Annotated in this window: 21 protein-coding genes, 1 pseudogene and 1 riboswitch; of the genes and pseudogenes, 15 read left to right on the forward strand and 7 right to left on the reverse strand. The window is 67.0% G+C overall.

Annotation, left to right across the window (positions count from 1 at the left end; translation table 11 throughout):
* Window positions 1–5 precede the first annotated feature (5 nt).
* From murC to lpxC, 6 genes and pseudogenes are all read left to right on the forward strand, one after another.
* A complete protein-coding gene (gene murC / locus EGM71_RS03195; RefSeq protein WP_188487772.1) occupies window positions 6–1,442 on the forward strand; it encodes a UDP-N-acetylmuramate--L-alanine ligase in 1,437 nt (478 codons plus the stop codon).
* Window positions 1,439–2,401, forward strand: a complete 963-nt coding sequence (locus EGM71_RS03200; RefSeq protein ID WP_188487773.1) for a D-alanine--D-alanine ligase — start codon at window positions 1,439–1,441, stop codon at window positions 2,399–2,401. Before murC ends, EGM71_RS03200 begins: the two co-directional genes overlap by 4 nt.
* A pseudogene (locus EGM71_RS03205) lies at window positions 2,398–3,075 on the forward strand (cell division protein FtsQ/DivIB); the annotation flags it as partial. The gene EGM71_RS03200 and the pseudogene EGM71_RS03205, both read left to right, overlap by 4 nt.
* A gap of 68 nt (window positions 3,076–3,143) precedes the next feature.
* The gene (ftsA, locus tag EGM71_RS03210) at window positions 3,144–4,379 is read left to right on the forward strand and encodes a cell division protein FtsA (RefSeq protein ID WP_005408083.1); all 1,236 of its coding nucleotides are present in this window, start codon (window positions 3,144–3,146) and stop codon (window positions 4,377–4,379) included.
* Window positions 4,380–4,549: 170 nt separating this feature from the next.
* Window positions 4,550–5,785 (forward strand): cell division protein FtsZ, encoded by a 1,236-nt coding sequence (ftsZ, locus tag EGM71_RS03215; protein ID WP_005415297.1) that lies wholly within the window; start codon window positions 4,550–4,552, stop codon window positions 5,783–5,785.
* Window positions 5,786–5,990: 205 nt separating this feature from the next.
* Complete coding sequence (lpxC, locus tag EGM71_RS03220) at window positions 5,991–6,902, forward strand: UDP-3-O-acyl-N-acetylglucosamine deacetylase (RefSeq protein ID WP_008267619.1); 912 nt, start codon at window positions 5,991–5,993, stop codon at window positions 6,900–6,902.
* Window positions 6,903–7,183: 281 nt separating this feature from the next.
* Here lpxC and EGM71_RS03225 read toward each other — a convergent pair whose 3' ends face one another.
* Window positions 7,184–7,633: a DUF721 domain-containing protein gene (locus tag EGM71_RS03225; RefSeq protein WP_014035989.1), complete on the reverse strand. Its 450-nt coding sequence runs from the start codon at window positions 7,631–7,633 to the stop codon at window positions 7,184–7,186.
* A 12-nt stretch (window positions 7,634–7,645) separates the two neighbouring features.
* Between EGM71_RS03225 and EGM71_RS03230 the strand changes: the two genes are divergently transcribed.
* The 3 genes from EGM71_RS03230 to EGM71_RS03240 all read left to right on the forward strand — a co-directional run bounded on the left by EGM71_RS03230 (window position 7,646) and on the right by EGM71_RS03240 (window position 12,689).
* Window positions 7,646–8,602: a M23 family metallopeptidase gene (locus EGM71_RS03230; protein WP_100439633.1), complete on the forward strand. Its 957-nt coding sequence runs from the start codon at window positions 7,646–7,648 to the stop codon at window positions 8,600–8,602.
* 298 nt (window positions 8,603–8,900) lie between these two features.
* Entirely contained in the window at window positions 8,901–11,633 is a 2,733-nt protein-coding gene (secA, locus tag EGM71_RS03235) for a preprotein translocase subunit SecA (protein ID WP_188487775.1), read from the forward strand.
* 102 nt (window positions 11,634–11,735) lie between these two features.
* Entirely contained in the window at window positions 11,736–12,689 is a 954-nt protein-coding gene (locus EGM71_RS03240) for a Nudix family hydrolase (RefSeq protein WP_188487776.1), read from the forward strand.
* Between the two features lie 84 nt (window positions 12,690–12,773).
* Here EGM71_RS03240 and EGM71_RS03245 read toward each other — a convergent pair whose 3' ends face one another.
* Together EGM71_RS03245 and metF are read right to left on the reverse strand one after the other, a co-directional pair.
* A complete protein-coding gene (locus tag EGM71_RS03245) occupies window positions 12,774–13,358 on the reverse strand; it encodes a DUF4124 domain-containing protein (RefSeq protein WP_188487777.1) in 585 nt (194 codons plus the stop codon).
* A 40-nt stretch (window positions 13,359–13,398) separates the two neighbouring features.
* Window positions 13,399–14,226, reverse strand: coding sequence for a methylenetetrahydrofolate reductase [NAD(P)H] (gene metF, locus EGM71_RS03250; RefSeq protein ID WP_188487779.1), 828 nt, complete (start codon window positions 14,224–14,226; stop codon window positions 13,399–13,401).
* A 203-nt stretch (window positions 14,227–14,429) separates the two neighbouring features.
* Here metF and EGM71_RS03255 point away from each other — a divergent pair, with 203 nt between their 5' ends.
* Genes EGM71_RS03255 through EGM71_RS03265 form a run of 3 tightly spaced genes read left to right on the forward strand, consistent with a single transcriptional unit; the run spans window position 14,430 to window position 17,157 of the window.
* Window positions 14,430–15,356, forward strand: a complete 927-nt coding sequence (locus EGM71_RS03255; RefSeq protein ID WP_188487781.1) for an alpha/beta fold hydrolase — start codon at window positions 14,430–14,432, stop codon at window positions 15,354–15,356.
* Between the two features lie 26 nt (window positions 15,357–15,382).
* The gene (locus EGM71_RS03260) at window positions 15,383–16,429 is read left to right on the forward strand and encodes a sensor histidine kinase (protein ID WP_188487783.1); all 1,047 of its coding nucleotides are present in this window, start codon (window positions 15,383–15,385) and stop codon (window positions 16,427–16,429) included.
* Complete coding sequence (locus tag EGM71_RS03265) at window positions 16,426–17,157, forward strand: LytR/AlgR family response regulator transcription factor (RefSeq protein WP_101764936.1); 732 nt, start codon at window positions 16,426–16,428, stop codon at window positions 17,155–17,157. The genes EGM71_RS03260 and EGM71_RS03265 overlap by 4 nt, the downstream gene beginning before the upstream one ends.
* Window positions 17,158–17,163: 6 nt before the next feature.
* On the opposite strand, the gene EGM71_RS03270 is transcribed toward EGM71_RS03265, so the two are convergent.
* Window positions 17,164–18,681: an amidohydrolase family protein gene (locus tag EGM71_RS03270; protein WP_188487785.1), complete on the reverse strand. Its 1,518-nt coding sequence runs from the start codon at window positions 18,679–18,681 to the stop codon at window positions 17,164–17,166.
* Window positions 18,682–18,817: 136 nt separating this feature from the next.
* Between EGM71_RS03270 and EGM71_RS03275 the strand changes: the two genes are divergently transcribed.
* Window positions 18,818–19,375, forward strand: a complete 558-nt coding sequence (locus EGM71_RS03275; RefSeq protein ID WP_054171043.1) for a DUF3228 family protein — start codon at window positions 18,818–18,820, stop codon at window positions 19,373–19,375.
* Between the two features lie 138 nt (window positions 19,376–19,513).
* Window positions 19,514–20,149 (forward strand): energy transducer TonB, encoded by a 636-nt coding sequence (locus EGM71_RS03280; protein WP_188487787.1) that lies wholly within the window; start codon window positions 19,514–19,516, stop codon window positions 20,147–20,149.
* Between the two features lie 138 nt (window positions 20,150–20,287).
* Here the strand turns inward: EGM71_RS03280 and EGM71_RS03285 are convergent, their stop codons facing one another.
* From EGM71_RS03285 to ahcY, 3 genes are all read right to left on the reverse strand, one after another.
* A complete protein-coding gene (locus EGM71_RS03285; protein ID WP_188487788.1) occupies window positions 20,288–20,773 on the reverse strand; it encodes a hypothetical protein in 486 nt (161 codons plus the stop codon).
* A complete protein-coding gene (gene ybaK / locus EGM71_RS03290) occupies window positions 20,773–21,246 on the reverse strand; it encodes a Cys-tRNA(Pro) deacylase (RefSeq protein WP_188487790.1) in 474 nt (157 codons plus the stop codon). The genes EGM71_RS03285 and ybaK overlap by 1 nt, the downstream gene beginning before the upstream one ends.
* A 272-nt stretch (window positions 21,247–21,518) precedes the next feature.
* Window positions 21,519–22,964, reverse strand: coding sequence for an adenosylhomocysteinase (gene ahcY, locus EGM71_RS03295; protein WP_014036003.1), 1,446 nt, complete (start codon window positions 22,962–22,964; stop codon window positions 21,519–21,521).
* 36 nt (window positions 22,965–23,000) lie between these two features.
* A riboswitch (S-adenosyl-L-homocysteine riboswitch) is annotated at window positions 23,001–23,084 on the reverse strand.
* Window positions 23,085–23,204: 120 nt separating this feature from the next.
* Here ahcY and EGM71_RS03300 point away from each other — a divergent pair.
* Complete coding sequence (locus EGM71_RS03300) at window positions 23,205–25,721, forward strand: S9 family peptidase (RefSeq protein ID WP_188487792.1); 2,517 nt, start codon at window positions 23,205–23,207, stop codon at window positions 25,719–25,721.
* Window positions 25,722–25,797 lie beyond the last annotated feature (76 nt).

Below are 25,797 nucleotides of genomic sequence, written 5' to 3' on the forward strand. Positions count from 1 at the left end.
CGCGCATGATCCGTCGCCTGCACGACACCAACGACCTGGTGCGCGCGTTCCCGCGCGTGCATTTCGTCGGCATCGGTGGCACCGGCATGAGCGGTATCGCCGAAGTGATGCTGACGCTGGGCTATGAAGTGTCCGGTTCGGACAACGCCGACAACGTGGCGACCCGTCGCCTGGCCAGCCTGGGTGCGCGCATCATGCGCGGCCACTCCGCGGCCAACGTGCTGGGCACCGACTGCGTGGTGGTCTCCAGTGCCATCCGCGAAGACAACCCGGAACTGATGGAAGCGCGCAGCCAGCGCATTCCGATCATGCCGCGTGCGGCGATGCTGGCCGAGCTGATGCGCTTCCGCCGCGGCATCGCGGTGGCCGGTACCCATGGCAAGACCACCACCACCAGCCTGACCGCTGCGGTGCTGAGCGAAGGTGGCCTGGACCCGACGTTCGTGATCGGTGGCCAGCTGCTGGCCGCCGGTGCCAACGCCAAGCTGGGTGGTGGGCAGTGGCTGGTGGCCGAGGCCGACGAAAGCGATGGCAGCTTCCTGCGCCTGAACCCGCTGATGTCGATCATCACGAACATTGATGCCGACCACCTGGAAAACTACGGCAACGACTTTGCCCGCGTGCAGGCGGCGTTCGCCGAGTTCCTGCAGCGCCTGCCGTTCTACGGCCTGGCGGTGCTGTGCATCGATGATCCGGAAGTGGCCGCGCTGGCCGCCAAGACCCCGCGTCACGTGATGAGCTACGGCATGAGCCCGCAGGCCGACGTGCGCGCCGAGAACGTGGTGCAGGAAGGTTCGCGTATGCGTTTCACCCTGCGCCTGCCGCAGGGCACCAGCCAGGAAGTGGTACTGGCGCTGCCGGGCAGGCACAACGTGCTGAACGCGCTGGCCGCCGCTGCGGTGGGCTGGCAGCTGGGCGTGGCACCGGACGCGATCGCGCGCGCGCTGGAAGGCTTCGCCGGGGTCGGTCGTCGCTTCAACGACCTGGGCGAAGTGACCACCGCCAGCGGTGCCAAGGTCCGCATCATCGACGACTACGGCCATCACCCGAGCGAGCTGGAGGCGGTGTTCGCCGCCGCCCGCGGTGGCTGGGCCGACAAGCGCCTGGTGGTGGCCTTCCAGCCGCATCGCTACAGCCGTACCCGCGACCAGTTCGACAAGTTCGCCGCGGTGCTGTCCAGCGTCGACGCGCTGGTGCTGAGCGAGGTCTACCCGGCCGGTGAGGAACCGATCGCTGGTGCCGATTCGCACGCGCTGGCCCGTGCCATCCGCGCGCGCGGCCGCAGCGAGCCGGTGGTGGTGGGCAAGGCCGCCGAGCTGGCCAGCGTGCTGCCGGATGTGCTGCAGGACGGTGACCTGCTGCTGATGATGGGCGCCGGCGACATCGGCGCCGTGGCCACCCATATCGCGGTGGAAGGCTTCAAGGGGGAGGGCCAGGCGTGAGCGCGCTGACCTTCCCACCGCTGCGCGTGACCGACCCGGCCGAGTTCGGCCGCGTCGCCGTGCTGCTCGGCGGTAGTTCCAGTGAACGCGAGGTATCGCTGGATTCGGGCCGCAACGTGCTCGAAGCCCTGCAGTCGCGTGGCATCGATGCGTTCGCCGTCGATGGCATTCCGGCACTGGCAAAGGCACTCGCCGCTGGTGGCATCGACCGCGTGTTCAACATCCTGCACGGCCACAACGGTGGCGGCGAGGATGGCATCGTGCAGGGCCTGATGGACGCCTTCGGCGTGCCGTACACCGGCTCTGACGTGCTGGGTTCTGCGCTGAGCATGGACAAGATCCGCACCAAGCAGGTGTGGCTGTCGCTGGGCCTGCCGACCCCGCAGTACCGGAAGGTCGACGCGTCCACGGTGCATGCGCTGGCGTCCGAGCTGGGCCTGCCGGTAGTAGTGAAGCCGGCCAACGAAGGCTCCAGCGTGGGCATCAGCCGGGTCACCGACGAGGCGGGCCTGGACGAGGCCGTCGCGCTGGCCGCGCGCTACGACGGTCAGCTGCTGATGGAGCAGATGGTGGTCGGCGACGAGCTGACCGTGGCGATCCTCGGCGATGTCGCACTGCCGTCGATCCGCATCGTGCCCAAGGGCCAGTGGTACGACTACAACGCCAAGTACATCGCCGAGGACACCCAGTACCTGTGCCCGGGCCTGGACGGTGATGACGAAGAGGACATCCGGCGCATCGCGCTGGCCGCGTTCCGCGCCGCCGGCTGCCGTGGCTGGGGCCGCGTGGACGTGATGCGCGATCGTGCCAGCGGCCGTTTCTTCCTGCTGGAAGTGAACACCGCGCCGGGCATGACCAGCCATTCGCTGGTACCCAAGGCGGCCCGCCAGGCCGGCATCGGTTTCGAGGAACTGGTGTGGCGCGTGCTGGAACAGACCCTGGAGGCCCCGCAGGCATGAACGCGGTGCTGCGCATCTTCGTCTGGCTGTTGGCGCTGTCGGTGGTTGCACTGCCGGTGGTGGCCGTGGTCAATGGCTGGGTCGGCGCCGAGCGCTGGCCGCTGGCGAAGCTGCGCGTGCATGGCGAGTTCAAGCGGGTGCCGGCCGAACAGCTGCAGCAGGTGCTGCTGCCGTACGCGCACGCCGGCTTCTTCGCGGTCAAGCTGCAGGATGCGCAGGACGCCCTGGAAAAGCTGCCGTGGGTGGAGAGCGCGCAGGTACGCAAGCAGTGGCCGGATGTGCTGGAAGTGACCCTGGTCGAGCACAAGCCGTTCGCACGCTGGGGCAACGACCGCCTGGTGTCCGAGCAGGGCAAGCTGTTCCCCACGCCGAAGAAGCTGTCCGACCTGGCACTGCCGGAGCTGGATGGCCCGGACAGCCAGACCGAAGAAGTGATGAAGCTGTACAGCGACTCGCGTGCATTGTTCGCACCGGCCGGCGTCGATGTGCGCCGGGTGACGATGGATGCGCGCGGCAGCTGGTCGCTGGTGCTGAGCAACGGCACTGAAGTGGTGGTCGGCCGTGACGACGCGCGCTCGCGCATGCAGCGCTTCGTCAAGGTGCTGCCGCAGCTCAACCGTCAGGACGCGCCGATCGAGCGCGCCGACCTCCGTTACACCAATGGTTTCACGCTGAGCTGGGGTACCCCGGCCACGCCGGCGAAAACGCCGGCGACCCCGGCCAGAAGCACGCAGGAAAGGACATGAATCGCAAGGGTGACAAATCGCTGATCGTTGGCCTGGACATCGGCACCTCCAAGGTGGTGGCGCTGGTGGGCGAGTATTCGCCGGGCAACCCGATCGAAGTGATCGGCATCGGCTCGCACGAATCGCGCGGGCTGAAGCGTGGCGTGGTGGTGGACATCGAATCGACCGTGCAGTCGATCCAGCGCGCGGTGGAAGAAGCCGAGCTGATGGCCGGCTGCGAGATCCGATCGGTATACGCCTCGATCTCCGGCAACCACGTGCAGTGCAAGAACTCGCCGGGCATCGTGCCGATCCGCGACGGTGAAGTGACCTGGGGGGACCTGGATCGCGTGCTCGACGCGGCCAAGGCGGTGGCGATCCCGGCCGACCAGAAGATCCTGCACGCGATCCCGCGTGAGTATGTGCTGGACGATTCGCAGGAAGGCATCCGCAACCCGGTCGGCATGACCGGCGTGCGCCTGGAAGTGCATGCCCACCTGGTGGTGTGCGCGCAGTCGGCCGCGGCCAACATCAGCAAGTGCGTGCAGCGCTGCGGCCTGCAGGTGGACGACCTGGTGCTGTCCTCGCTGGCCTCCAGCGTGGCGGTGCTGACCGCCGACGAGCGTGAGCTGGGCGTGGTGCTGGTCGACATGGGTGCCGGTACAACCGACATCGCCGTGTTCGTGCAGGGCGCGATCTGCCACACCGCCTCGCTGCCGATCGCCGGCGACCACGTGACCAACGACATCGCGCACATGCTGCGCACGCCGACCCCGGAAGCCGAGCAGATCAAGGTGCGCTATGCCTGCGCCCTGGCCCAGCTGGCCACGGCCGAGGAGAGCATCCAGGTGCCGTCGGTGGGCGACCGCCCGCCGCGCCGCATGCCGCGTCACTCGCTGGCGCAGGCCGTGCAGGGCCGCTACGAGGAAATCTTCGAGATGGTGCAGGCCGAACTGCGCCGCTCCGGCTTCGAGGAACTGGTGCGCGCCGGCATGGTGTTGACCGGCGGCGCTTCGAAGATGGAAGGCGTGGTCGAACTGGCCGAGGAAATGCTGCAGATGCCGGTGCGCGTGGGTATCCCGCAGCACGTCACCGGCCTGGGCGAAGTGGTCGGCAATCCGGTGCACGCCACTGGCGTGGGCCTGCTGCTGATGGGCAGCCAGATCGAGCATCCGCGGCGTCCGTCGCTGCCGACCGGGCGCGCCGGAAGCATGTTCAAGAAGCTCAAGACCTGGTTCCGCGGCGAGTTCTGACGCGGAATCCGCAAACCCGGGCATCGCCCGGGCGCAACACCCGCAGTACCCGCATCACAACGCAACACCGGCAATACACAACCCACACAGCCGCAACGTCGGCATGCAGCAGGACGGCAGGACGCCCGAATGCCCATGCCAGCCAAAGCGGATACAACGAGGACACGGACATGGCGCATTTTGAACTGATCGAAAAGATGGCACCCAATGCGGTGATCAAGGTGGTTGGCGTGGGCGGCGGCGGCGGCAATGCCGTGGCGCACATGGTCAACTCGGCGGTGGACGGCGTGGAATTCATCACCGCCAACACCGACTCGCAGGCCATCAAGAATTGTGGTGCCAAGCTGCAGCTGCAGCTGGGTACCAACGTGACCAAGGGCCTGGGCGCAGGCGCGAACCCGGAAGTCGGCCGCCAGGCCGCGCTGGAAGACCGTGAGCGCATCATGGACGCGCTGCAGGGCGCGGACATGGTGTTCATCACCGCCGGCATGGGCGGTGGCACCGGCACCGGCGCTGCGCCGGTGGTGGCACAGCTGGCCAAGGAAATGGGCATCCTGACCGTGGCCGTGGTCACCAAGCCGTTCCCGTTCGAAGGCCGTCGCCGCATGCAGGTGGCGCTGAAGGGCATCGAGGAACTGAGCCAGCACTGCGACTCGCTGATCACCATCCCGAACGAGAAGCTGATCACCGTGCTGGGTCGCAACGCGACCATGATCCAGGCCTTCCGCGCTGCCAACGACGTGCTGCAGGGCGCCGTGCAGGGCATCGCTGACCTGATCGTGCGTCCGGGCCTGATCAACGTCGACTTCGCCGACGTGCGCACCGTCATGTCCGAAATGGGCCTGGCGATGATGGGTACCGGCACCGCCCGTGGCGATGACCGCGCCCAGGCCGCTGCCGAATCGGCGATCCAGAACCCGCTGCTGGACGATGTGAATCTGGCCGGCGCCAACGGCATCCTGGTCAACATCACCGCCGGCGCCGACTTCACCATGGCCGAGTTCGACGAGATCGGCCGCACCATCGATGGCTTCGCTTCCGAAGACGCCACCGTGGTGGTCGGCACCGTGCTGGACCCGGACATGCAGGACGAAGTGCGCGTGACCGTGGTGGCCACCGGCCTGAACCGTGTCTCGGCCAGCAAGACCCAGCGTCCGGGCGAGCGTGCGCCGATCAAGCTGGTCCGCAACGCCACCACCGGCCAGCCGGAGTTCGGCGAGTTCGACAACGGCGGCGATGCCGTGTCCAAGGCCGTGGGTGGCATGGGCCTGGGCCTGCGTCGTGCCAGCAGCGATACCGCGGCGGCCTCCGCACCGTCGGCCCCGGCCGCTTCGGCCCCGGCGGCGGCGGAACTGCCGAACGATTACCTGGACATCCCGGCCTTCCTGCGCCGCCAGGCGGACTAAGCGGGGCGGCCCGGGGTTGTCCTCCCCGGGTTGCGCCACCATGTCCTGAAAACGCGGGCGCCGGGCCAGGATGGGCCCGGCCGCCCTGCTTCACGCGCTTCCCAGCGGCGTGCCGGTGCGTCCTGCCGGTGGCTGTAACTGGCGTTTCAGCCAGGGTAGGGGAGTGCGCGTGTTAATCTAATATGTCACTTCCGGTCCATCCCCCATGATCCAGCAACGCACCCTCAAGAACACGATCCGCGCCACCGGCGTTGGCCTGCACAGCGGTGACAAGGTCTACATGACCCTGCGCCCGGCACCGGTCAACCATGGCATCGTGTTCCGCCGCGTGGACCTGGACCCGGTCGTGGAAGTGCCGGCCAAGGCCGAACTGGTCACCGAAGTGACCCTGTGCACCGGCCTGACCTGCAACGACGCCAAGATCCAGACCGTCGAACACCTGATGTCGGCGCTGGCCGGCCTGGGTGTGGACAACATCATTGTCGAACTGTCCTCGGCCGAGCTGCCGATCATGGACGGTTCGGCCGGCCCGTTCGTGTTCCTGCTGCAGTCGGCGGGCATCGTGGAACAGGATGCGCCCAAGCGCTTCATCCGCGTGCTGAAGACCGTGGAAGTGACCGAGGGCGACAAGGTGGCCCGCTTCACCCCGTACGAGGGCTACAAGCTCGGCTTCACCATCCAGTTTGACCACCCGATGATCCCGGCCAAGCAGTCGCGCCAGGAAATCGAGTTCTCGACGCTGGCCTACACCAAGGAAATTTCCCGCGCGCGCACCTTCGGTTTCATGCGCGACCTGGAATACATGCGCGAGCGCAACCTGGGCCTGGGCGGTTCGATGGACAACGCCATCGTGCTGGACGAGTTCCGCGTGCTCAACGAAGACGGCCTGCGCTACGCCGACGAATTCGTGCGCCACAAGATCCTTGACGCCATCGGCGACCTCTACCTGGCCGGTGGCCAGGTGCTGGGCGCCTATGAGGGCTTCAAGTCTGGCCATGCGCTCAACAACAAGCTGGTGCGGGCCCTGATGGCCGACGCCAGCGCCTGGGAATGGGTCAGTTTCGACTCGCCGGCTACCCCGGATCCGGTGGAATATGCCACCCCGGCCTACGCCTGATTCCGTAGATCGTTGAATTTCAAGATAAAAACGCCGCCTTCCAGGGCGGCGTCGTTGTTTCCGGCGCCGGCGACGCATTCAGCGTGCTTGAAAGGCGTCAAGGCCGGTTCAAGGTCACGGTTTTGTGAACCTGTTGGATCGGAAGCCTGAATTTAACGAAGCTTTAACTACAATCTAACGACAGGCCCCCGGATGGCAGCTAGGATGCGACCCGGCCCCCGAAATGTTTCACGCCGTGGTGACACGCGCGACGGGGAGCGGAGCCGGATGCTCCGTTGCCATCAGGACCGTTTCTTCGGCTTCGAGGGAATGTCCTGCAGGCAAGCCAAGGCGTCGCGTAGCCCTTTGTGCGTGGCGGCTGAAACTGCGTGGGGGCCATTCCGGTTGTCGATCGCTGGGGAGCGTGAGGGAGTGGTGGACGCAGTCTTGATGGTCACCCTGGTGGCCTTCAGCCCGATGGAACGGGCCGCGTCGAGCAACTGGGCTTCGGCAAGCCGCAACTTGGCATGCCAGACCGGGGACTCGACGAGAAAAACGAGGTGTTCCCCGTCCACATTGGCCAGCCGGCAACGGCTGCGCAGAGGTGGCGGCAACTGGGGGCGCAACTGACGGTCCAGCGCGTCGAGCCACAAGGCACGCCGCAGCGGGTTCCCGCTTTTGTCCGCCATCACCGCATCCAGCGCCGGTTTCGGCACTGACGCGGGGCGAACGCTGGATTTCGGCTCAGACATGAAAACTCACTGATGGCATTCAAAAAGATCGTAATCAAAACGCGTGAAGGACAGGCCAAGGCGTCGCCGATCGCGCGTTTGCGGTTCTATTTCGAGGACCGCCCCCGTGCCCTGCTGGGCAGCGTGCTCGGGGTAGGCTGCATTATCGGCCTTGCCGGCGGCATTGGCGCCAGTGCGCTGAATGATTCGCGCCTGCAGGCCAAGGTCGACCGCCAGGATGCGGAGCTGGCCAAGGTCAAGCGCGATGCGCAGACCCAGGTCAACGCGCTGGCCGCGCGCCTCGGCGAGCTGCAGGCCCAGGCCACCCGCCTCAACGCCCTCGGCGAACGGCTGACCCAGATGGGCAAGCTGGAAGATGGCGAGTTCGACTTCAACGAGACCCCCGGCCTCGGTGACGGCGACGCAGGCGGCCCGACCAGTGACATCCCGGTCAAGGACGTCAACGCCGACTTACAGGTGCTGGAGCAGCGCTTTGCTGCTTCAGGCCGCCAGTTGTCGGTGATGGAATCGCTGATGTTCGACCACCAGCTGCAGCAGAACGCCGTGCCCTCGCGCATGCCGATCCGCAACAGCTACGTGACGTCCGGCTTCGGCACCCGTGCCGACCCGTTCGGCCGCGGTGCCGCCACCCACAAGGGCATGGACTTCCACGCCAAGGTCGGTGACCCGGTGATGGCCGTGGCTGAAGGCGTGGTCAGCTTCTCCGGCGTGAAGGGCGGCTACGGCAACGTGGTGGACGTCGACCACGGCAATGGCTATGTCACCCGCTACGCGCACAATTCGCGCCTGGTGGTGAAGGTCGGTGACCTGGTCCGTGCTGGCCAGGAAGTGGCCAAGGCCGGTTCCACCGGCCGTTCGACCGGTGCCCACGTGCACTTTGAGGTGTGGGAGAACGGCAACGTGGTCAACCCGCGCAAGTTCCTCGGCGACGGCGGCAACACGCCGGTCGGCCGGGTCAGCCGCGGCTGATGCCCGGGTCGGATCCCTTCCGCGCCGCGGCAGGGCTCTGACCCGATTCGGTTGATCTGGTAGTGCCGGCCGCTGGCCGGCAATTCCTTGAGGGGCCCGAACGAGGTTGCCGGTCAGCGGCCGGCACTACCGGGAATGTTCGGATGCCATTGCCGCCAAAGGGTTGAAACCCCTCGCGCCCGTCCCAAGCTACAATGGGTGTTGCCATCGACAGGGCGCCAGGCGCCCTGTTTCGTTTGCGGCGGACGGATCCCAAGGGGGAGGCCGGGCGTCGTGTCCATCCAACCCGGTTCCTTCAATGATCAACAGCCTGCTTACCCGCGTATTTGGCAGTCGTAACGAACGACAGCTGCGCCAGCTCAACCGCATCGTCGCCAAGATCAATGCGCTGGAGCCGGAGATCGAGAAGCTTTCCGACGAGCAGCTTCAGGCCAAGACGCCGGAGTTCAAGCAGCGCATCGCCGGCGGTGAAGCCCTGGACAAGGTGCTGCCGGAAGCGTTCGCGGTCTGCCGCGAAGCCGGTCGCCGCGTGCTGGGCATGCGCCACTACGACGTGCAGCTGATCGGCGGCATGGTGCTTCACCTGGGCAAGATCGCAGAAATGCGCACCGGTGAAGGCAAGACCCTGGTGGCGACCCTGCCGGTGTACCTCAACGCGCTGGAAGGCAAGGGCGTGCACGTGGTCACCGTGAACGACTACCTGGCCCGCCGCGACGCCGCGCAGATGGGCAAGCTGTACAACTGGCTGGGCCTGAGCGTGGGCGTGGTGTACCCGGGCATGCCGCACAGCGACAAGCGCGAAGCCTACGCCTCGGACATCACCTACGGCACCAACAACGAATTCGGCTTCGACTACCTGCGCGACAACATGGCGCTGTCCAAGGCCGACCGGTACCAGCGCGGCCTGCACTACGCCATCGTCGACGAAGTCGACTCCATCCTGATCGACGAAGCGCGCACCCCGCTGATCATCTCCGGTCCGGCCGATGATTCCCCGGAGCTGTACATCCGCGTCAACCGTGTCGTGCCGCACCTGGTCAAGCAGGAAGTGGAAGACGGCGAGGGTGACTTCTGGGTCGACGAGAAGGGCAAGCAGGTGCATCTGTCCGAAGCGGGCATGGAGCACGCCGAGCAGCTGCTGGTGGAAGCCGGCATCCTCGACGGCGAAACCGAAGGCCTGTACGCGGCGCAGAACCTGACCGTGGTCCACCACCTCAACGCCGCCCTGCGCGCGCACGCGATCTACCAGCGTGACGTGGACTACATCGTGCGCGACGGCGAAGTGGTCATCGTCGACGAATTCACCGGCCGCACCCTGGCCGGCCGCCGCTGGTCCGACGGCCTGCACCAGGCGGTGGAAGCGAAGGAAGGCGTGCCGGTGCAGCGCGAGAACCAGACACTGGCGAGCATCACCTTCCAGAACCTGTTCCGCATGTACAAGAAGCTGTCCGGCATGACCGGTACGGCCGATACCGAAGCATTCGAGTTCCAGAGCATCTACGGCCTGGAAGTGGTGGTGATCCCGACCAACCGCCCGACCATCCGCAAGGACAGCCCGGACCAGGTGTTCCTCAACCGCAAGGGCAAGTTCAATGCGGTGCTGGCCGACATCGAAGAGTGCGCCAAGCGCGGCCAGCCGGTGCTGGTGGGTACCACTTCGATCGAAACCTCGGAAATGCTGTCCGAGCACCTGAGCAAGGCCGGCGTGAAGCACGAAGTGCTCAACGCCAAGCAGCATGACCGCGAAGCGACCATCGTCGCCAACGCTGGCCGCCCGGCGGCGGTGACCATCGCCACCAACATGGCCGGCCGTGGTACCGACATCGTGCTGGGTGGTTCGCTGGAAGCCGAGATCCACGCCCTGGGCGAGGACGCGACCGACGAGCAGAAGGCAGCGGTCAAGGCCGAATGGCAGAAGCGCCACGATGCAGTGAAGGCCGCCGGCGGCCTGCACATCGTCGGTACCGAGCGCCACGAATCGCGTCGTATCGACAACCAGCTGCGCGGCCGTTCGGGCCGTCAGGGTGACCCGGGTTCGTCCCGCTTCTACCTGTCGCTGGAAGACAACCTGATGCGCATCTTCGCCTCCGACTGGGTGCAGAAGGCCATGCGCATGATGGGCATGAAGGAAGACGACGTCATCGAGGACCGCCTGGTCAGCCGCCAGATCGAAAAGGCGCAGCGCAAGGTCGAGGCGCACAACTTCGATATCCGCAAGAACCTGCTGGACTTCGACGACGTCAACAACGACCAGCGCAAGGTGATCTACGCCCAGCGCGATGAGCTGCTGGACGCCGAGTCGGTGAAGGCGAACGTCGACGGCATCCGCGACGACGTGATCTTCGACATCGTTGCGCGCTTCGTGCCGCCGAACTCGATCGACGAGCAGTGGGACCTGCGTGGCCTGGAAGCGACCCTGGAGTCGGACTTCGGCCTGCAGATGTCGCTGACCGACCTGGTCAAGGAGCACGAGGAACTGGACGCCGAGGCGATCGCCGCCAAGGTGCAGGAACGCGTCAACCAGCACTTCGCCGAGAAGGAAGCCGGCCTGGGCGAAGAGACCATGCGCGCGCTGGAGAAGCACGTGATGCTGACCGTGCTGGACCAGAGCTGGAAGGAGCACCTGGCGCGCATGGATTACCTGCGCCAGGGCATCTACCTGCGTGGTTACGCGCAGAAGCAGCCGAAGCAGGAATACAAGAAGGAAGCCTTCGAGCTGTTCTCGGACATGCTGGAGAACGTCAAGCGCGAAGTGGTAACCCTGCTGGCCCGCGTGCGTATCCGCAGCGACGAGGAAGTGCAGGCCCTGGAAGCCGCCGAGCGCCAGCAGGTGCAGGCCCGCCTGAGCCAGTCGCAGTTCCAGCACCAGGATGCGGGCGGCTACAGCGCCGACGAGGAAGCCGCGCAGGTGGAAGCCGCCCAGCAGGGTGTGGCCACGCTGCAGCGCGACGAGCCGAAGATCGGGCGCAATGATCCGTGCCCGTGCGGCAGTGGCAAGAAGTACAAGCACTGCCACGGCCAGCTGAGCTGACCCCGGAAGGCCCCGCGCAAGCGGGGCCTTCTGCTTTACAGCGGGCGATCCGGCCCGGATTCGTGATTGCGCTGGTCGCCCTGTTCTGGGCATGCTGCCCCCATGGTTTCCCCCACCCGATCGATCCACGTCGTGGCCGCCGTCATCACCGACGCCCGTGGCCGCGTGCTGCTCAACCGCCGTACCGAGAACCGCGACATGGCCGGCCTGTGGGAATTCCCCGGCGGCAAGCGTGAGCCCGGCGAGACCTCCGAACAGGCGCTGGTGCGTGAACTGCGCGAAGAGCTGGGCATCGAGGCCGATGTCGGGCCGTGGTTGATGGACGTGCCGCAGCGCTACCCGGACAAGCACCTGACCCTGGAAGTGCGCCATGTGCGCAGCTGGAAGGGCACACCGCGCGGGCGCGAAGGCCAGGCGATCACCTGGGTGGCGCAGGACAAGCTGGGGCGCTATTCGATGCCGCCGGCCGACCTGCCGGTGGTGGCCGCACTGCGCCAACCGGACCGTTACCTGATCACGCCGGCACCGGCTGACGACACCGGTGGCGTGCAGCAGTGGCATGAGCAGCTGCAGCAGGCAGTGGCGGCGGGCCAGCAGCGCATCCAGCTGCGCCTGCCGCCGGAACATCCGCAGCGGCAGGCCATGATCGAACAGGCCGTGCGCGCGCATCGCCGCGGCGTGCAGTGGCTGCTCAGCCGCGATATCGCGTTGGCACGCGCACTGGGCGTGGGCGTGCACCTGGGCAGCGAGCAATTGCTGGCCCTGCAGGAACGGCCACTGCCGGAAGGGCAGCTGGTCGCCGCGTCCTGCCACGATCTGGAGCAGCTGCAGGCAGCGCAGCGGCTGGGCTGCGACTTCGCGGTGCTCGGCCCGGTGCAGGCCACGGCCAGCCATCCCGAAGCGGCGCCGCTGGGCTGGGAGGCCTTCGCCGCACTGCGCGCGCAGGTGTCGCTGCCGATCTATGCGTTGGGCGGCATGGCCGCCGGCCACATCGCCGAAGCACGCCGGCATGGCGGGCAGGGCATCGCTGCGATTCGCGGGTTGTGGCCAGCGTAACGCCGCGCACGCAGGGTCGCGCGCGGGGTCAGATCCCTGCGCAGCAGGGCTCTGACCCCATGGCCGAGATCCGACCCCTCCCGATCACAACGTGATCCAGAAGCACCCGTATTGCCGCCGCAATCCCAGCACTGTCGAAGCGCGGGACACGCTGCCGGGCAAGGTCTGCTCCAGGCGCAGGCCGACAGGATGGCGCACGGCCGGCGGCTGAGGATCGGATCCCTGCGCCGCAGGGCTCTGACTCTCGTCCTGCGGGGACGCCTGCTCCTGTGACGGATACACCGGGACCACGTCCACCAGTGGCCGCCGCGCCAGCGATTCGAGTTGACCGAGGATGCGCTGCGCGCCCGCATCGGAGACCGCGCCCCACAGGTACAGCGAGGACAGCCGGTTCACATCATTGCTGAGAATGCCGGTGCGCAGTGCGTCCACCAGCTCGCTCAGGCGCCGCGGGCAGCGCGCACCCAGGGTATCGCGCGGCAGGGTGCTGCCGGTGGGCGCGGGTGGTGGCAATCGTGATTGGGCGCCGACACTGTCGCAGGGACGGTCGGTGTACACGCTCTGTCCCTGCGCATCGGTGCAGCGGTTCAAGCGTGGGGACTGCGCATGGACAGCGCTCGATGCCAAGCACAACGACAGCAGCAACAGCAGGAGGGAAAGCCGGTTCATCGACGCAGGGTAGCGCCGATTTCGGTGGCATGGCGTGCTTTCAGCCGTGCAGCAGCTTCAACACCGACGTGGTCGGCTTGGCCAGGTTCAATGTGTAGAAGTGCAGGCCCGGCGCGCCGCCCTCAATCAGGCGCTGACACAGCTTGGCCACCACTTCGGTACCGAACGCCCGCACCGACTCGGCGTCATCGCCATAGGCCTGCATCTTGCGGCTGATCCAGCGCGGGATTTCCGCGCCGCACTGCTCGGAGAAACGGCGCAGCTGGCTGAAGTTGGCGATGGGCATGATGCCCGGCGTGATCGGTACCTGCACGCCAAGCCGGCGCACGGCATCGACGAAGTGGAAGTACGCATCCGGGTTGTAGAAATACTGGGTGATCGCCGCGTCGGCACCGGCATCGATCTTGGCCTTGAAGTGCTTGAGGTCGGCCAGTGCATCGGAGGCCTGTGGATGGGTCTCCGGGTAGGCACCGACCTCGATGCGGAAGGCATCGCCATGTTCGGCGCGGATGAAGTCGATCAGCTCGGCGGCGTACCGCATGTCGCCCGGAAACCCCATGCCGGAGGGCAGGTCGCCGCGCAGCGCAACCAGGCGATGGCAGCCGATGGCGCGGTACAGCTTGAGCAGTTCGCGGATTTCCTGGCGGGTGCCGCCGACACAGGACAGATGAGGTGCAGCCTCGAAGCCATGGTGCTGGTTGAGGTGGCGCACGGTCTCGGAGGTATAGCTCAGCGTCGAGCCACCGGCACCGAAGGTACAGGAAACGTATTCGGGGCCATAGTCCTTCAGCTTGGCCGCGGCGCGGTCCAGTTGGCTGCGCTGTTCGTCGGTCTTGGGCGGATAGAACTCGAAGCTGATGGCAGTCATGGCACGGGCGGCGGCGGCGGGTGCGGATTAGTATATCGCTTCATCAAGATGGATGTGCGATTGCGGCGTGAGGGCAGGTCATCCGTGGTGCGCGACCGTTCGCCCTGCTGACCGGCCGTTGCTCCGGAATCGCAACCGGGGGCGCTGGACCGGCGGCACGCTGATCCCATCCCGGCACCACCCACCTGATGAAGGAGCAGACGATGAAGATCTTCCTGGCACTCTGGTACGCAATGAAGGCCCTGGCCCGACTGGCGATGATCGGCATGGCGATGGCCGTGCTCGGCTCCGGTTCCGCGCATGCCGCCACTGACTCGACCGCCGGCAAGGTGCAGGTCGAGGTGGTCGGCAAGGGCCGACCGCTGTTGATGATTCCCGGCCTCAACAGCAGCGCCGAGGTCTGGCGCGAGACCTGCCGCGCGTTGAAGGACGTGCAGTGCCACCTGGTGCAGTTGCCGGGGTTTGCCGGCGCCGCACCGGCAGAGCCACGGCCGGCGGATTTCCTTTCGGCCATGCGCGACCAGCTGCTGGCCTATGTGCATGACCAGAAGCTGGACCATCCGGCGGTGATCGGCCACAGCCTGGGCGGCGTGCTGACGCTGCAGATGGCGGCGAAGGAACCGGACGCATTGGGGCCGCTGGTCATCGTCGATTCGCTGCCGTTCTACGCAGGCATGCAGAACCCGCAGGCGACCGCACGGAGCGTGCAGCCGATGGCCGAACAGATGCGCACTGCGATGCTGGCTGCAGACCCGGCCAGCTACCAGGCACAGGCCGAAGCGGCCCTGGCTCCGCTGACCAACAGCTCCGCGCGCCTGCCCGAACTGAAGCGCTGGGGCCATGACAGCGACCGCGCCACCACCGCCGATGCGATGTACTCGCTGCTGGTGACCGACCTGCGCAGCGAGGTGGCCGGCATCCACTCGCCTACGCTGGTCCTGGGCGCCTGGGCGTCCTACCAGGCACTCGGTGCGACCGAATCATCGGCGCGTGCGATCTTCCAGTCGCAGTACGCCGCGCTGCCCGGCGTGCGCATCGAGCTGAGCGCGACCGGCCACCACTTCCTGATGTGGGATGATCCGCAGTGGCTGCGTGGGCAGGTACAGGCATTCCTGGACAGCCACCGCTGATCCTTCCGACCGCTCCGGCCATGGCCATGCCCGATTCGACTTCCACATTGCGCTTCTGGTTGATCAACACCGTCGGTTGGGCGCTGTTCTCTGCGCTCAGCCTGGCGATGACCAGCACCTTCGGCGGCGGCGCCAGCAGTGGTGGCACGCTCATCAGCGTCGGCCTGGGCGTGCTGCTGTGGGGCATCAGTGCGGGTGTGCGTGCACTGGCCCTGCGGCGCCGCTGGTGGCAGCGGGAGTTCGGCGCGCTGGTACTGCGGCTTGCGCTGGCGGTGCTGCTGGGCGCGCTGCTGGCACAGCTGCTGCTGATGGCCGTGCTGCAGCCGGCGCTGGCACTGGGTTGGGTGGATTTCGGTGAGCAGCCGGGTGACTTCCGCCCGGTGGCACGGCTGGCCTATCTGCTCAACACCGTGCTGCTGCTGGGCCTGTGGACCGCACTGTGGGCCGGCCTGCACAGCCTGCGCCAGGCGCGCCGCGCGGAACTCGAACGCCTGCGCGCCGAGGCCGAACGCAGCGCCCTGGAGCGCGATGCGCTGCGTGCGCGGCTCAACCCGCACTTCATGTTCAATGCACTGAACAACCTGCGCGCGCTGATCCTGGAAGATCCTGAGCGTGCGCGCGACATGGTCACCCGCCTATCGCGCACGCTGCGCCAGGCGCTTGCGCATAATCGCAGCGAACAGGTGACGCTGGCCGAGGAGCTGGCGGTGGTGGACGACTACCTGGCCATCGAGGCGATCCACTTCGAACAGCGCCTGCAGGTGCGGCAGCAGATCGATGCCGATGCCACGCAGGGACAGCTGCCGGCGATGGCGTTGCAGTTGCTGGTGGAGAACGCGATCAAGCACGGCATTGCCAGTCGCCCTGGCGGTGGCGAGCTGCGGATCCATGCCACGCTGGCCAATGATGTGCTGCGGTTGCAGGTGGACAATCCACTTTCAACCGGCAGCGAACCCACCCATGGCCATGGCGTCGGCCTGGCCTACCTGCGTGCACAGCTGGGCACGCGTGGCCGATTCGTGCTGCAGCCGGTCGGTGACCGCATGCAGGCCCTGCTGGAGATTCCGCAATGAGTGGCATGCTGCGCGTGTTGATCGTTGATGACGCACGGCTGGCGCGGCAGGAGCTGCGTACGCTGTTGTCAGCGCTGCCCTGGGTGCAGTGCGTGGGCGAGGCCGACGATGTGCCCGCCGCACGCGAGGCGATCGCCACACTGGCGCCGGACCTGGTGCTGCTGGATGTGCAGATGCCCTCCGGCAGCGGCTTCGATGTGCTGGATGGACTGGAGACGGTGCCGGCGGTGGTGTTCGTTACCGCTTATGACACCTATGCGGTACGCGCATTCCAGGCCAACGCGCTGGACTATCTGGTCAAGCCGGTGGAGGCACCGCGCCTGCTGGAAGCACTGGAGCGGGCGCGCGAGCGCGACGTGGTGGCGAGCGGCGCGCCGGAACTGCGAAGCACGCTGGGTGCGCAGGACCAGGTGTTCGTGCGCGAGGGTGAGCGCTGCTGGTTCGTGGCGGTCTCCGAGATCCGCAGGCTGGTGGTGGATGGCAACTACACGCGGCTGTGGTTCCGCGACCAGAACGCCTTGTTGACCCGCAGCCTGAGCGCGCTGGAAGCACGCCTGCCGCAGGATCTTTTCTTCCGCGCCAACCGCAACACGCTGGTCAACCTGCGCCGTATCCGTGGGGTGTCGCCCAGCATCGGCGACGGCTATGACCTGGCGCTGGATGATGGCAGCGAGGTGGAAGTGTCGCGGCGGCAGGCGCGGGAGCTGCGCGAGCGGATGGCGTTGTAGGTGCTGCTACAGCTCGGCACTGACCGGGCTGGTGATGAAGCCCCACAGCAGGCGTGCCATCACGGCGGGCGAGCGTGCCTGCCTGCGCGCATAGGCCAGCAGCGCATCCAACCGCGGGCGGTCATAGAGGTGGCCGGCCAGCAGCACCGCATGCACGCGGCGGGTATTGGCGATGTCGTGCAGCGGGTTGCCATCGAGCAACACCAGGTCTGCGGCTTTGCCGATCTCGACGCTGCCATGTGACGCCTGCAGCTGCAGATGGCGCGCGGCCTGCTGCGTGGCTGCACGCAGTACGTCGGCCTGACTCAGGCCCGCTTGCCGCAGCCACTGCATTTCATCGTGGTAGCGGAAGCCGCCCAGCCCGGTATCGGTGCCGACCAGCACGGTGACGCCTGCGCGATGCGCGGCACCAGTCAGCACCAACCCGTGCTCAAAGTAGGCCTTCAGCGCAGTTTCACCGCGCGGGCCGGGGTAGCGCGCCACGGTGGCCTGCAGGTCATCACGCCACGCCCAGCGTGAGAGCGGATCCAGATAGGCCAGGCGCGGATCGTCGACGAAGGTGGGGTCGCGTGCACGTGCATCTTCTTCGCGGGTGACATGGGTCGGCACGAACGCGGCACCGCTGGCCTGCATCAAACCGAATGCCTTGTTGCAGCGGGCGGGCTGATAGCTGGCAACCATGCGTTCGGCCAGCATGGTCGGGTCTTCGCCGTCGAACGTGCCACCGCGCCATGCCGCCGCGTTGTCGAAGCAGTGGCGCACGAACAGATGGGCGTGTTCGAAGCTGCGCTGGCCTGCCTGTACCGCGTCTTCCAGAGGCACCGCCCTGGGCAGGTGGCCGACCAGCGGATGGCGCAGCTGCTGTGCCTCGGTGGCCAGCCGCTGGTAGGTGTCCGCACGCAGCCGGTTGTAGACCTTCAACGCGTCGACACCTCGCGCGCTGTACGTACGCGCACGCGCAGCGGCAGCCTCCGGCGCGAGTGATGGATCCTCGAAGTAGAAACTGGCGATCTGCACGAAGCGCGGTGCGACCTGTTGCCCGGCAATGGCCTGCTCGGACCAGCGGCGCTTGTCGGCCACGCAGGCGATCAGTGGATCGGTGGCCTGCGGGCAGTCCATCATGTCGCGGGTACCGGTGATGCCGTTGGCCAGCATCAGCGGGAACTGCAGCTGCGGCGACAACTGCAATGCATGGGTGTGCATGTCCCAGAAGCCGGGCAGCAGCCAGCGGCCACCGGCATCAAGCACCGGCAACGTGGTCTCCCGTGGAGCTTCGCCAATGGCGGTGATGGTGCCGTTGCGTATCGTCACCGTGGTCGATTCGCTGACCCGCCCGTGCACGACGTCCACCACCCGCGCGTTGACGATCACGCGGCTGTTACCCGGATCGGGCAACGGCGGTGCCGGCAGCGGCCAGAGCAGGGCGGCGGTGAACAGCAATGGCGGCGCCAGCAGCAGGATGGCCAGGACGATCGGCCATCGCCGACGGCGGGCGGAACGGGGCGACGCGCGTGCTGCATCCATGAGCCGGCGATCCTTGCATTGGGTCGTCCGCAGGGTGCTGCAAGCTGGACGCGGGCGCCAGTGACCATCGGCATCCGGCCCGGCCTGCCTCCGGGGCGGTTACCCTGTGCGGTGGAACCCCTGATCACGCCCTGCCATGTCCATCGTCCTCACCGATTTCGCCCGTCCTCGCCTGTTCCCGCGCGTGCCGCGCGGCAACACCATCCAGGACTGCACTGCCGAGCAGTTCGAGGCACACCTCAATGCGCACGCGCCGCTGAAGGTGCTCGACGGCTACGCCCCGTTCTGCAAGTTGTTCGTCTATGAGAACTGGACCAGCACGCGCTGCCTGACGGTGCCGGTCACCGAGGCCAACCGCCATCTGCTGCGCAGCGGCTACGAAGCGCGCAATCGCGAGGAACTGCCGGTACTGGTGCGCTGGTTCGAGGGCGTGGAATCGCCGCGTGCGAATTACCTGGTGGTGATCCTGTACAGCGCCGGGCAGTTGGCGAAGGAAGGTTCACCGATCGAGGCCGACTGGGGCATCGTCGGCTGCATCTACACCGCCGAACCGGAAGAGGTACCGATGGCGCCGATCACCATGATGCGCAATGCGCTGGGCGTGGAGGAGGGCGGCTCCGGCGTGCCGCTGGACCGCGAGGCCTACCGGCGTTCCGTCGAGTTCTGGGAGAACAACGCCAACTGGCGGCCGTAAGCGGCCCGGGTCAGATCCCCGCACCGAGGGGCTCTGACCCGATCATTCGGGCCCTCGGTAGGAGCCTTTCCCTGAGGAAGGGATCCGACCCCAGGCGCGCGCTATGATCGGGCCAGGAAAACCCAAGGAGGGCGAGGCATGGCGGTCTGGGCAAGGATGATTCTGGTGTTGCTGGCGGGCACGTTGCCCGCCACCCCTGCACTGGCAGCGAAGCCATCTGTCGGCACTGCATGCTCGCCGTTGGCGGCCGTTCCCGCGCTGCGCGATGCGGAGGTGACCGCATTGTCGATGCAGCCCGAGGACGGTCGTTGCGTGGTGGAGGTGAAGGCGGCCAACGGCAAGGCGTTGCTTCGGCAGCAGCAGATGCTGGAGGTGCTTACGCAACACGCCTGCGCGGCGCCGGCGGAGGTGAGCGTGGAGGACACGCGGCTATCCCTGCAGCTGCGCCTACCGAAACACTGCGCGGCGCGCGGCAGCCGCGATCTGTTCGCGGGCGAGGGTGTTGCGTGGAAGCCGGCACGCGGCGTGTCGCCGCACTATCCGCCGGCGGCCATGCAGCAGGGACTTTCCGGGCGCAGCCTGCTGAAGGCATTGATTGATGCGCAGGGGACGGTTGCCGCCGTGATCGTGGAGACATCCAGCGGGCATGCGCTGCTGGATGACGCGGCGGTGGACGAGCTGCGTGGCTGGCCTTTCGTCCGTGCCGAAGCAGAGAGCACAGTGCCGGAGTTGACCATCGTGCGGGTACCGATGCGGTACGCGCTGGTGGAGTGACCGCCATCCACGCGTGGCGTGGATCTACGTCTGGCAATACGGTTGATGAAGGTGCGGTTCCGCGTGGTCATGCCATCCACGCACGGCGTGGGTCTAGCGGACCGCAGTAGAGCCACGCCATGCGTGGCTGCAGTCCCGTCAGACGGCTATCCATTCCCACCACGGGTAGTGGTACTCGCGGTCGATGGCCCGCCAATGCTGGCCGCACTGTTCGCACGTAACGATGTGGCAATCCCCCCAGCCGCCTTCGGCTTCTTCCACCGAGCGCAGCTGCATCTGGCCCTGTTCAACCAGACGACGCGGATCGAAGAACGGGTAGCCGGGATTGAGCGCGCACAGGCACCCCTCGCGCGCGTGCCAGTAATGCAGCCGACGCAGGGCCGCCTTCAGGTGCGCCTGGTTGCTGATCAGCATGCCGCCGAGCGCGATGCCCTGGCAGCGCTGTTCGATCAGGTCCGCATGCGCAGCCAGTGCATCCAGCGAGGACGCGGTGAACAGCCGTGCGACCGTACGTGCGGCGTCGGTGATGCGCGTGCCGTCGCGCGACAGCAGGTCCTGCAGCAGGACGTCGGCCTGAGCATCCTCAAGCCGGGGCGACGGCGCTGCGGACCACGGCCAGCGCATCAGCGTGCCTTGCCGATTGCCGCGTAGTGGCCGGCGGTCAGCCGCAGCAGATCGGCCGGTGCCAGTTCCACTTCCAGGCCGCGGCGACCGGCGCTGACATGCAGCGCGGGCAATGCCTGCGCGCTGGCGTCCAGGAACGTGCGCAGGCGCTTCTTCTGCCCCAGCGGGCTGATGCCCCCGACCAGGTAGCCGGTCGCGCGCTGTGCGGCATCGGCAGCGGCCATCTCGCATTTCTTGCAGCCGGCGGCTTCGGCCAGCGCCTTCAGGTCGAGCTGGCCGGCGACCGGCACGATTGCCACCAGCAGTTCGTGCGCTTCAGTGCTGGCCAGCAGGGTCTTGAACACCTTGGCAGGGTCGAGGCCGAGCTTGTCGACGGCTTCGCCGCCATAGGATTCGGCATGGGCGTCGTGCACGTAGCTGCGCACGGTGTGGGCGATCTTCTCGCGCTTCAGCAGGTTGATGGCCGGGGTCATGGGTGGATCGTAGCGCGGGGCAGGAGCGTTGCCTTGACCGAGGCTATTGTCCCCCGCTCCGGTGGGGAACATCCACGCATGGCGTGGATCTACTGCATCTTCGCGTGGCGGGAATTTTCCTGGGCCGGGCGTCAAGTAGATCCACGCCATGCGTGGATGCGTGGATGCGCGGTGTACGGCTGCGCGCAAACGCAGAACGGGCGCCCGAAGGCGCCCGTTCCGTGTGTCGCATGCACCGGTAGTGCCGGCCGCTGGCCGGCACCCCGCAGGCATCAGTAGCGGTAGTGGTCCGGCTTGAACGGGCCTTCCACCGGCACGCCGATGTAGTCGGCCTGTTCCTGGCTCAGGGTGGTCAGCTTCACGCCGATCTTTTCCAGGTGCAGGCGAGCCACTTCTTCGTCCAGCTTCTTCGGCAGCAGGTAGACCTTCTTCTCGTAGCTGTCCTTGTTCGCCCACAGGTCGATCTGTGCCAGGGTCTGGTTGGCGAAGCTGTTGGACATCACGAAGCTCGGGTGGCCGGTGGCGCAGCCCAGGTTCACCAGGCGGCCTTCGGCCAGCAGGAAGATCGCATTACCGTTCGGGAAGATGTACTTGTCCACCTGCGGCTTGATGTTGACGTGCTTGATGCCGGCGAAGGACACCAGTGCATCGACCTGGATCTCGTTGTCGAAGTGGCCGATGTTGCAGACGATGGCCTGGTCCTTCATCGCGCTCAGGTGCTCGATGCGGATGATGTCCTTGTTGCCGGTGGTGGTGACGTACAGGTCGGCACGGCCCAGGGTCGATTCGATGGTGTTGACTTCATAGCCTTCCATCGCTGCCTGCAGGGCGCAGATCGGGTCGATCTCGGTGACGATCACGCGCGCGCCGTAGGCACGCAGCGAGGCGGCGCAGCCCTTGCCGACGTCGCCGTAGCCGCAGACCACGGCGACCTTGCCGGCCAGCATCACGTCCATCGCGCGCTTCAGGCCGTCGGCCAGCGACTCGCGGCAGCCGTACAGGTTGTCGAACTTGCTCTTGGTGACCGAGTCGTTGACGTTGATCGCCGGGATCAGCAGGGTGCCGGCCTGGGCCAGCTGGTACAGGCGGTGCACGCCGGTGGTGGTCTCTTCGGAGACGCCCTTCCAGTCCTTGACCACGCGGCCCCAGTAACCCGGGCGCTCCTTGGCGACGCGCTTGAGCAGGTTCTTGATGACCTGTTCTTCGTGCGAGGCGGACGCGGTGTTGACCCAGTCGCTGCCGTTTTCCAGCTCGTAGCCCTTGTGGATCAGCAGGGTCACGTCACCACCATCGTCGACCACCAGTTCCGGGCCGGTCAGGGTGCCGTCGGCCAGGGTGAAGGTCAGCGCGTCCAGGGTGCAGTCCCAGTACTCTTCCAGGGTCTCGCCCTTCCAGGCGAACACCGGGGTGCCGGTGGCGGCGATGGCGGCAGCCGCGTGGTCCTGGGTCGAGAAGATGTTGCACGAGGCCCAGCGCACGTCGGCGCCGATGTCCTTCAGGGTCTCGATCAGCACGGCGGTCTGGATGGTCATGTGCAGCGAGCCGGTCACGCGCACGCCCTTCAGCGGCAGCTCGGCCTGGTACTTGCGGCGGATCGACATCAGGCCCGGCATTTCGTGCTCGGCGATGTCCAGTTCCTTGCGGCCCCAGTCGGCCAGCGTGATATCGCGGATCTTGTAATCACCTTCGGTGGAGAAGGTCTTGGCAACAGCATTCATTCGTGTGCTCCGGTTGTGGGCGAGCGGGTGCTCGCATCTAGCCGGGCGCCGTTGTTACAAAGCCACCTCACCGAGCCTGGCCGGGCCTCATGGGATCCGGTCGCAGCGCCCCTCGGCAGGGGAGAACCCCCATTATATCGCGGCCCCGGCATGACATCCGGATGACCCAACCATCGGCAGATGGGCGGGCGTGCACGGCCTGTTAAGGTCGGTGTTTTCACGCATCACACAGGTGGAACGATGAGCATGCACGCGCGCCGTACGCGGCGCTGGACCGGCCTGGTCCTGTCGATGGGACTGCTGGCGGTGGCCCCGCTGGCCTGGGCAGCAGCGCCGCAGCCCACGGCCGCACAGGCCCAGGGCGTCAACGGCTACGAACTGCCCTCGGCGGCGTTGCAGGCGGTGGTCGATGCGCCGCGTGCGCCGTCGTTGTACCTGTCGCCACGCCGCGACGTGGCCGCGTTGATGCAGATGCCGTCGCTGCCGTCGATCCAGGTGGTGGCGCAGCCGGAACTGAAGCTGGCCGGCCTGCGCATCAACCCGCGCACGTTCTCCGACAGCCGCTTCAGCTTCGGCGAGAAGCTGTGGCTGATGAACGTGGCTGATGGCAAGGAACGGCCGATCAGCGGCCTGCCGGCCAAGCTGTCGATCGCCAGTGTGATGTGGTCGCCGGACCAGAAGTGGCTGGCCTTCAACCAGGTCGACGCCGCCAGCGGCGCCAACGAACTGTGGCTGGTGGACGTGGCCGGTGGCAGTGCCCGCCGCCTGGTTGCCGGCCTGAACACGGTGATCGGCAGCGGTTACCAGTGGCTGCCGGACAGCCGCGGGCTGGTGGTGTTCACCCGCCCGGCCAACCTCGGCGCCGCCCCGGCCGCCGACGGCATCCCGACTGGACCTGCGGTGCAGCAGACCAGCCAGGGTGGCGGCGTCGTGTCGATCCGCACCTACCAGGACCTGCTGAAGAACGAGGCCGACGCGCGCCAGTTCGATTACTACGCCACCACCCAGCCGCTGGAAGTCAGCCTGAATGGCACCACCCGCGCGATCGGCGCGGCCGGCATCTTCATGGGCTTCTCGGTGTCGCCGGATGGCCGCTTCGTGCTGCGCCAACCGGTGCAGCGTCCGTATTCCTACGTGGTGCCGGTGAGCAGCTTCCCGCGCCGCATCGAAGTGATCGACCGTGCCAGCGGCAAGCTGGTGCACACCGTGGCGGTGCGACCGCTGGTGGAAGGCCTGCCGACCGGCAACGATGCCGAAGTGACCGGCGTGCGTGACATCGGCTGGCGTGGTGATGCCGAAGCGACCCTGGTCTGGGCCGAAGCGCAGGATGGTGGCGACCCGAACAAGGACGCCAAGGTGCGCGATGCGGTGCTGATGCAGGCCGCGCCCTTCGACAAGCCGCCGGTGACGCTGGCCCAGCTTGGCAGCCGCCTGGCCGGCATCAGCTGGGGTCGCGGCGACCTGGCCCTGCTGACCGAATCCTGGTGGAAGACCCGCAGGACCAAGACCTGGCTGATCGCCCCGGACAACGCCAGCGCCGAACCGCGCCTGCTGTGGGACCGCGATGCGCAGGACCGCTATGCCGATCCGGGCCGGCCGCTGCTGGCCAGTGATGAGCGGGGCCGTTCGCTGCTGCAGACCAGCCCCGATGGCAGCAGCCTGTACCTGGCCGGTGCCGGCGCTTCGCCGGAAGGCGACCGTCCGTTCGTGGATCGCTTGGACATCGCCACGGGCAAGGCAACGCGCCTGTTCCACTCGCAGGCGCCGAGCTATTCGCTGCCGGTGGCATTGCTGGACAACCAGGGCAGTTCGCTGCTGCTGAGCCGCGAGAGCCCGGACGAGCCGGCCAACTTCTACGTGCAGTCGCTGGCCGATGCGGCCACCCAGCCGCGCGCATTGACCCACTTCGCCCATCCATTGCCGCAGCTGAAGGGCGTGCAGAAGGAGCAGATCCGCTACAAGCGCAAGGACGGCGTCGACCTGACCGCGACCCTGCTGCTGCCGCCGGGGTACGACCCGAAGCGCGATGGTCCGCGTCCGCTGCTGATGTGGGCCTACCCGGGTGAGTTCAAGAGTGCGGCTGCAGCCAGCCAGGTGACTGATTCGCCGTACCGCTTCAACGCGGTCAGCTACTGGGGCCCGCAGGCGTTCCTGGCCAAGGGCTACGTGGTGCTGGCCAGCCCGTCGATGCCGATCATCGGTGAGGGCGACAAGGAGCCGAACGACACCTATATCGAACAGCTGGTGGCCAACGCGCAGGCGGCCGTGGATGAAGTGGTGCGCCGTGGCGTGACCGATCGCGATCACATCGCCATTGGCGGCCACTCCTACGGTGCATTCATGACGGCCAACCTGCTGGCACACACCCGCCTGTTCAAGGCCGGCATCGCACGCAGCGGCGCCTACAACCGCACGCTCACCCCGTTTGGTTTCCAGGCCGAGGAACGCAATTACTGGCAGGCGCAGGACGTCTACCAGAAGATGGCGCCGTTCAACTACGCCGACAGGATCAAGGATCCGATCCTGTTCATCCACGGCGTGGACGACAACAACTCCGGCACCTTCCCGATCCAGAGCGAGCGCATGTTCGCCGCAGTGAAGGGCCTGGGCGGCACCGCGCGGCTGGTGATGCTGCCGAACGAATCGCACGCCTACCGCGCACGCGAATCGATCATGACCATGCTGGCCGAGAGCGAGCGCTGGCTGGAGCAGACCATCGGTCCGGCCGAGCAGAGCAAGGCGAAGAAGAAGCGCTGACCGGACCCGGTAGTGCCGGCCGCTGGCCGGCACTACCAGATGAAACCATTTTTGCATCGCAGCACGACGCCCGATC

This window comes from Stenotrophomonas maltophilia (assembly GCF_006970445.1).
GTDB lineage: Bacteria > Pseudomonadota > Gammaproteobacteria > Xanthomonadales > Xanthomonadaceae > Stenotrophomonas > Stenotrophomonas maltophilia_AU.